Source organism: Nocardioides zhouii, assembly GCF_004137345.1.
Taxonomy (GTDB): Bacteria; Actinomycetota; Actinomycetes; order Propionibacteriales; family Nocardioidaceae; genus Nocardioides; species Nocardioides zhouii.
In genome coordinates this window covers 114848-122030 of sequence record NZ_SDWV01000012.1, presented here as the reverse complement: position 1 = coordinate 122030, position 7183 = coordinate 114848, and the positions used below count along the sequence as shown (strand labels likewise).

The window sequence follows — 7183 nt, the reverse complement described above, 5'->3', positions numbered from 1 at the left end:
AGTGGTCTTTCGAGGCGGCGTCGTCTTGGCCGCGATCATGCTCTGGCTGGCATGACTTCAGAGACACGCCCTAGCTGCGCGGCCGGTGCAGGGTCTTGATCTTGCCGCCGTCCAGCGGGGCGGTACGCCACGTCGCGTGGGAGGTGCCGTCGGCGAGCGAGCACTGGACGTCCAAGCGATGGGGCGTCTCGAGGAAGACGACTTCCACCCGGAGCGTGTCCTCATCGACCCAGCCGCCCGAGGTGGCGACGGGGACGGGGTCGCCGTACGCGTCGAGCGGTTCGGACACCACCCACTCGCCGAGCCCGACCGGGAAGGTCAGCGCGTTGTCGGGTTCAGTAGCAGTGATGCTGAGAGCGTCGACCGTGAAGGTGGCTGCTGCCAGGCCGGGGCCGGCCACGCCTGGCGGGATGAGAGGCGCGGGGTTGGCCGCGCACGGCGGGAGGCCGAGCGTACGCAGCCGATCGGCGAGGTCGCCGTCAGCAGACTCGTCGACCGAGCCGCCACTCAGACCCGGGAGGAGGTGCTCCCAGACGTGGTCGACCACCTCCTGCATCGCCTCGGTGCCGGCCGTGATCGCGATGACCGCATCGTGCTCCGGCAGCACGATGCAGAACTGGCCGAAGGCCCCGTCGCCGCGGTAGCCGTGGCGCGCCATCCAGAAGCAGTAGCCGTAGCCCTGGGCCCAGTCGACCTTGTCCTCGTTCGGCGAGGGCACCTGGGCCGACGTGGCCTCGTCGACGTACGCCGCGGGGATGAGCTGGACCTCGCCCCACCGGCCGCGCTGGAGGTAGAGCTGGCCCAGCTTGGCGACGTCCTCGAGCCGGGCGAACAGACCGCTGAACCCCTGCTCGCGGCCGGGCGGGAAGCAGCGCCAGCCCACCTCGCCGATGCCGAGCGGGTCGAAGAGCCGGGGCCGGAGGTACTCGCTCAGTCGCTGCCCCGTCCGGCGCTGGATCGCGGCCGCGACCGTGTAGGTGCACGGCTGGCTGTACGCGAACACGCTGCCGGGAGCGGCGTCGGGAGCGCCCGAGATCAGGAAGCCGTGGACCGGGTCCTGCGGATCCGCCGCCACCGACTCGGGCCACATCTCTCGGCCGTGCCCGCTGGCCATCGAGGCGAGGTGCCGCAGGGTCGTCGACCGCGTGTACGCGGACAGGTCCTCGTCGGCGTACTCGGGGAAGTGGTCGAGCACCGTGTCGTCGAGCCCGAGCAGGCCCTCGTCGACGGCGAACGCCAGGGCGGTCGAGGTGAAGCTCTTGCTGATCGAGTAGAGGAGGCGGGTGCGTTCGGGAGTGTGCGGCGCCCACCAGCCCTCCGCGACGACGCGGCCGTGCCGCAGCACCATCAGCCCGTGGAGCTCGACGGCTGGATCGGCGTCCACCGCGTCGAGGAAGCCGAGGATGGCGGCGGGGTCCACGCCCTGGCCGGCGGGGGTGTCGCGGGAAAGCGGGTGCACCTCAGCGACCCTAGGCGACAGAGGGTCAGCGGGCCGCGCGCTTGCCGCCGGGTGGCCGCGGTCCGGGCGGAGCGGGGGAGTCCGAGACGTCTGGCGAGGGAGACGGCGGTGGCGTGATCCCCAGCGCGCGCATCAGCCGGGCGACCAGCAGGAGCCCCACGAACAGGCACGCGATCGCGCCGAGACACGCCAGCGCCATGAAGGTCCAGGCCGACGAGCTGCCCTCGCGCGCGGCCGTACCGAAGTCGATCGCGGCGTACACGAGGTAGCCCCAGGCCACCACGCACAGCGTGATCGCGGCGCCGATGACGAGCGCGGTCTTGTTCAGCGGACGGGGCGGGCGCGCGCCTCTGCGCGAGCCTGCTCTCTTCCCCGTGGACACGGGGACAGTGTGACGCATGTGGCCTGAGTGGGGCACCTGATTGGACCACTTCCAGATGCCGACACGCCGCCGTATTGAGGAATGCGACGCACTGACCTGCGGTTTTACCTGGTGACGCAAATTCCCGCGGAGAACTCCGGCGTTCTCTTGCCAAGTGTTGTGGTCGGGACGTACGGTTACCACTACATCTAGTACTTACACCGCTGTAGTTATCCCCAGCTCACTCACAGAGGGACCGGGCTTCGCCCACACCCCAGAGCCGGTCATCCACAGCTCATCCACACCCCACCGCAGGGGTGTCGAGCGCGCCCGCACGACGACCCGAGAGGAGAGGCTGCCATGCACTGTCCCTACTGCAAGAACGAGGACACCAAGGTCCTCGACTCCCGCGTCGCCGACGACGGTGGCTCGATCCGCCGCCGCCGTACGTGCTCGGAGTGCGACCGCCGTTTCACGACCGTCGAGAAGATGCAGCTGACCGTGCTCAAGCGCTCCGGCGCCACCGAGCCGTTCAACCGCGACAAGGCGATCGCCGGCGTACGGAAGGCTTGCAAGGGTCGTCCGGTCACCGACGCCCAGCTCGCGTGCCTCGGCCAGGACGTCGAAGACGCGCTGCGCCTCAGCGGCGCGGCCGAGTTCGCGGCCAACGAGGTCGGCCTCGCGATCCTCGCCCCGCTGCGGGCGCTCGACGAGGTGGCCTACCTCAGGTTCGCCTCCGTCTACCGGGCCTTCGAGTCGGCCGACGACTTCGAGAACGAGATCGCGATGCTGCGCCTCGAACGCGCCACCCACGATCAGCCCGCCACGACGGGCTGACCCCACAAACGGCCCGGCAGATCGTGGGGAAGCGGTCTGCCGGGCTCACCAACATCCGCGAGACGACTCGCACCAGTTTGAGCAACCACCAGGGATAGAGGACACAGCATGACCGAGACGGTGAGCACCGGACCCAACTCTGCAGGACAGGCAGGCAAGGCGAAGGGCAAGGGCAAGGGCCTGACGATGGAGCGCGTCTTCAGCACTCCCGGCACCCACCCGTACGACGCGATCACCTGGGAGCGTCGCGACGTCGTGCAGCAGAACTGGAAGACCGGCGAGGTCGTCTTCGAGCAGCGCGGTGTCGAGTACCCCGACTTCTGGAGCGTCAACGCCTCCACCATCGTCACGACCAAGTACTTCCGCGGCGCCGTCGGCACCGACGTCCGCGAGTGGAGCCTCAAGCAGCTCATCGACCGCGTCGTGAAGACGTACACCAAGGCCGGCATCGACCACGGCTACTTCGCGACCGACGGCGACGCCGAGGTCTTCGAGCACGAGCTGACCTGGCTGCTCGTCAACCAGTACTTCTCCTTCAACAGCCCCGTCTGGTTCAACGTCGGCACCGCCTCGCCGCAGCAGGTCTCTGCCTGCTTCATCCTGAGCGTGGATGACTCGATGGACTCGATCCTGAACTGGTACAAGGAAGAAGGCTTCATCTTCAAGGGCGGCTCCGGTGCCGGCCTCAACCTCTCCCGCATCCGCTCGTCGAAGGAGCTGCTCTCCAGCGGCGGTACGGCGTCGGGTCCGGTCTCCTTCATGCGCGGCGCCGACGCGTCCGCGGGCACCATCAAGTCGGGTGGCGCCACGCGTCGCGCGGCCAAGATGGTCGTCCTCGACGTCGACCACCCGGACATCGAGGAGTTCGTGATGACCAAGGCGAAGGAGGAGGACAAGATCCGTGCCCTCCGCGACGCCGGGTTCGACATGGACCTCGGCGGCGTCGACATCACCTCCGTCCAGTACCAGAACGCCAACAACTCCGTCCGCGTCACCGACGAGTTCATGCGCGCTGTCGAGGACGGCGCCGAGTTCGGCCTGCGGGCTCGCAGCACCGGCGAGGTCATCGAGACCGTCGACGCCCGCGACCTGTTCCGCAAGATCAGCCAGGCCGCGTGGGAGTGCGCCGACCCGGGCCTGCAGTACGACGACACGATCAACGACTGGCACACCAACCCCGAGACCGGCCGCATCACCGCGTCCAACCCGTGCTCGGAGTACATGTCGCTCGACAACTCGTCCTGCAACCTCGCCAGCCTCAACCTGCTGAAGTTCCTCAAGGACGACGACACCTTCGACGCCGCCCTCTTCGCGAAGGCCGTCGAGTTCATCATCACCGCGATGGACATCTCGATCTGCTTCGCCGACTTCCCGACCGAGCCGATCGGCGACACCACCCGCGACTACCGCCAGCTCGGCATCGGGTACGCCAACCTCGGCGCGCTGCTGATGGCGATGGGCCTCGGGTACGACTCCGAGGGTGGTCGCTCGATGGCTGCCGCGCTCACGTCGCTCATGACCGGTACGTCGTACAAGCGCAGCGCCGAGCTCGCCGGCATCGTCGGCCCGTACGCCGGCTACGCCCGCAACGCCGACGCCCACAAGCGCGTCATGCGCAAGCACCAGGCGGCCAACGACGTCGTCCGACTCGTGCACACCGAGGACGGCCGCGTCCACAAGCTCGCGACGCAGGCCTGGGCCGACGTCATCAAGACCGGTGAGAAGAACGGCTTCCGCAACGCGCAGGCCTCGGTGCTCGCGCCGACCGGCACCATCGGCTTCATGATGGACTGCGACACGACCGGCATCGAGCCCGACTTCTCGCTGGTGAAGTTCAAGAAGCTCGTCGGCGGCGGCTCCATGCAGATCGTCAACCAGACGATCCCGCGGGCCCTGAAGAAGATGGGCTACCAGGAGGAGCAGATCGAGGCGATCGTCGCCTACATCGGCGAGCACGGCCACGTCGTCGACGCCCCCGGCCTCAAGACCGAGCACTACGAGATCTTCGACACCGCGATGGGCGCCCGCTCGCTCAAGCCCATGGGCCACGTGCGGATGATGGCTGCCGCGCAGCCGTTCCTGTCGGGTGCGATCTCGAAGACGGTCAACCTTCCGGAGAGCGCCACCGTCGAGGAGGTCGAGGACGTCTACATGCAGTCCTGGAAGCTCGGCCTCAAGGCGACCGCGATCTACCGCGACAACGCGAAGGTCGGCCAGCCGCTGTCCGACGGTGGCGGCAAGGCCAAGAAGGACGCGGCCGATGCTGCCGATGCAGCAGTCGAGGCCAAGGTCGTCGAGAAGGTCGTGTACGCCCCGGTCCGCAAGCGCCTGCCGAAGTCGCGCACCGCTCGCACCACGTCGTTCACCGTCGGCGGTGCCGAGGGTTACATGACCTCCGGCGCCCACGACGACGGCACCCTCGGCGAGGTCTTCCTCAAGCTCGGCAAGCAGGGCTCGACCCTGGCCGGCGTGATGGACGCCTTCTCGATCGCGGTCTCGGTGGGCCTGCAGTACGGCGTCCCGCTGGAGACGTACGTCTCGAAGTTCACCAACCTGCGCTTCGAGCCCGCCGGCCTCACCGACGACCCGGACGTGCGGATGTCGCAGTCGATCATGGACTACATCTTCCGCCGGCTCGCCCTGGACTACCTGTCCTTCGACGACCGCTCGATGCTCGGCATCTACTCCGCTTCGGAGCGCCAGCGCCACCTCGAGACCGGCTCGTACGAGCCCCTCGTGGAGGAGACCGGCTCGGCGGCCGAGCTGGTGGAGTCTTCCCCGGTCGTCGTCGCGGAGGTCGTCGAGGCCGACATCGTCGCGGCGTCGGTCAAGCCGGCACCCGTCGAGGCCAAGACCACCGCCGAGCTCTTCGAGAAGCTCACCGGCACCGCCGTCGACTCTCCGCTCTGCATGACCTGCGGCACGAAGATGCGCCCGGCCGGGTCCTGCTACGTGTGCGAGGGCTGCGGGAGCACCAGCGGCTGCAGCTGATCTGATGAGCACGTCGAGGGCGGGCCGCGCAACGCGGTCCGCCCTCGTGCGTATGCGTCGCTCCAATCAAATGCGCGGACACGGGTTTTGTGATGAGCTCAGGTCATGCTGACCAAGCAAGATCTACCGGCACTCGTGATGGAAGCGTTGAAGCATCTCGGGGGCTCCGCAACCGTCGTTGAAGTCACCCGCGAGGTGTGGCAGTGAATCGCCCTGGGTTGGTTGGAGTCTCCATCGTTTGGAAACGAGGATGGGCTCATGCCGAAGGACACCACCCCGGGGAAGCCGACCACGCGTCGCTACAGCCCTGATGAGAAGACCGCCGCGGTGCGGATGGTCAGGACACTGCGTGCCGAGCTTGGGACAGAGCACGGCACGGTGAACCGCGTCGCGGCGCAGCTCGGGTACGGCACCGAGTCGCTGCGGTCGTGGGTGCGTCAGGCCGACATCGACGAGGGGCACGTGCCGGGGGTCAGCACGAGCGACGCCGCAAGGTTGAAGGAGCTCGAGCAGGAGGTCCGAGAGCTCAAGAGAGCCAACGAGATCTTGAAGCGGGCAGCGAGTTTCTTCGGGGCGGAGCTCGACCGCCAGCACAAGAAGTAGCCGCGTTCATCGACGCCAACCGCGACGACGTGGTCGCGGGCCGGCGTTTGGGGGTCGAGCTCATCTGCAGCATGCTGCAGGTGGCCCCGAGCAGCTACTACGAGTTCAAGAACCGCCAACCGTCGGCTCGTGCCCGACGCGATGACGTCATGACGCCCATCGTGCGGCAGCTATGGGAGGACAACTACCGCGTCTACGGTGCCCGCAAGGTCTGGAAGTCAGCCCGGCGAGCCGGCCACGACGTCGGCCGGGACCAGGTCGCCCGGCTGATGCGCGCCGCGGGGATCGAGGGTGTGCGGCGCACCAAGCGGGTCCGCACCACCAAGCCGGACCCGGACATGCCGCGCCACCCGGACCTGGTGGGCCGCGACTTCACCGCCACCGAGCCGAACCAGCTGTGGGTCACCGACCTGACCTACGTGCCGACCTGGGCCGGTGTGGCCTACGTGTGCTTCATCATCGACGCCCACTCACGGATGATCGTGGGCTGGCGGGTCGCATCCCACATGCGGACCACGATGGTCCTCGACGCCATCGAGATGGCCCGCTGGTCACGCGGTACCCAGCTCACCGGCCTGCGGTGTCACAGCGACGCCGGGTCGCAGTTCACCTCGATCCGCTACGGCGAGCGCCTGGCCGAGATCGGCGCAGTGCCCTCGATCGGCACCGTGGGCGATTCGTACGACAACGCGCTCGCCGAGACCGTGAACGGCTACTACAAGGCCGAGCTCATCCGCGGACCCGCACGCGAAGGACGGCCGTGGAAGAGCGTCGAGGACGTTGAGCTCGCCACCCTGAGCTGGGTCCACTGGCACAACCACGACCGCCTGCACGGCTACCTGGCTGACGTCCCACCAGCAGAGTTCGAGCAGTCGTTCTACGCTACGAAACGGACCGACCAACTCCTGGTCGGAATCCAATAGCTCGAGCCT

The 7183-nt window shown here is 68.1% G+C and carries 5 protein-coding genes and 1 other annotated feature; of the genes, 3 read left to right on the top strand and 2 right to left on the bottom strand.

The window, feature by feature from the left end; all coding sequences use genetic code 11:
- Positions 1–70: 70 nt before the first annotated feature.
- Together EUA94_RS13345 and EUA94_RS13340 are read right to left on the bottom strand one after the other, a co-directional pair.
- A complete protein-coding gene (locus EUA94_RS13345; RefSeq protein WP_207210537.1) occupies positions 71–1459 on the bottom strand; it encodes a serine hydrolase domain-containing protein in 1389 nt (462 codons plus the stop codon).
- A 25-nt stretch (positions 1460–1484) separates the two neighbouring features.
- Positions 1485–1841, bottom strand: coding sequence for a hypothetical protein (locus EUA94_RS13340; protein ID WP_129427374.1), 357 nt, complete (start codon positions 1839–1841; stop codon positions 1485–1487).
- 339 nt (positions 1842–2180) lie between these two features.
- Between EUA94_RS13340 and nrdR the strand changes: the two genes are divergently transcribed.
- The 3 genes from nrdR (at position 2181) to EUA94_RS13325 (ending at position 7174) form a co-directional block, all read left to right on the top strand.
- Positions 2181–2657 (top strand): transcriptional regulator NrdR, encoded by a 477-nt coding sequence (gene nrdR / locus EUA94_RS13335; protein WP_129427373.1) that lies wholly within the window; start codon positions 2181–2183, stop codon positions 2655–2657.
- Positions 2658–2765: 108 nt separating this feature from the next.
- Positions 2766–5648, top strand: coding sequence for a vitamin B12-dependent ribonucleotide reductase (locus EUA94_RS13330; protein WP_129427372.1), 2883 nt, complete (start codon positions 2766–2768; stop codon positions 5646–5648).
- A gap of 258 nt (positions 5649–5906) precedes the next feature.
- A protein-coding gene (locus tag EUA94_RS13325) for an IS3 family transposase (protein WP_129427371.1) occupies positions 5907–7174 on the top strand; the annotation gives its coding sequence in 2 pieces (ribosomal slippage) (positions 5907–6210 and positions 6210–7174; 1269 coding nt in all).
- Positions 6206–6340: a sequence feature (AL1L pseudoknot), on the top strand. Its footprint overlaps the gene before it by 135 nt.
- Positions 7175–7183: the final 9 nt, after the last annotated feature.

Excerpts from the sequence above, each read along its gene's own strand:
- nrdR (WP_129427373.1), top strand. The coding sequence starts at position 2,181 with ATGCACTGTCCCTACTGCAAGAACGAGGACACCAAGGTCCTCGACTCC.
- EUA94_RS13330 (WP_129427372.1), top strand. The coding sequence starts at position 2,766 with ATGACCGAGACGGTGAGCACCGGACCCAACTCTGCAGGACAGGCAGGC.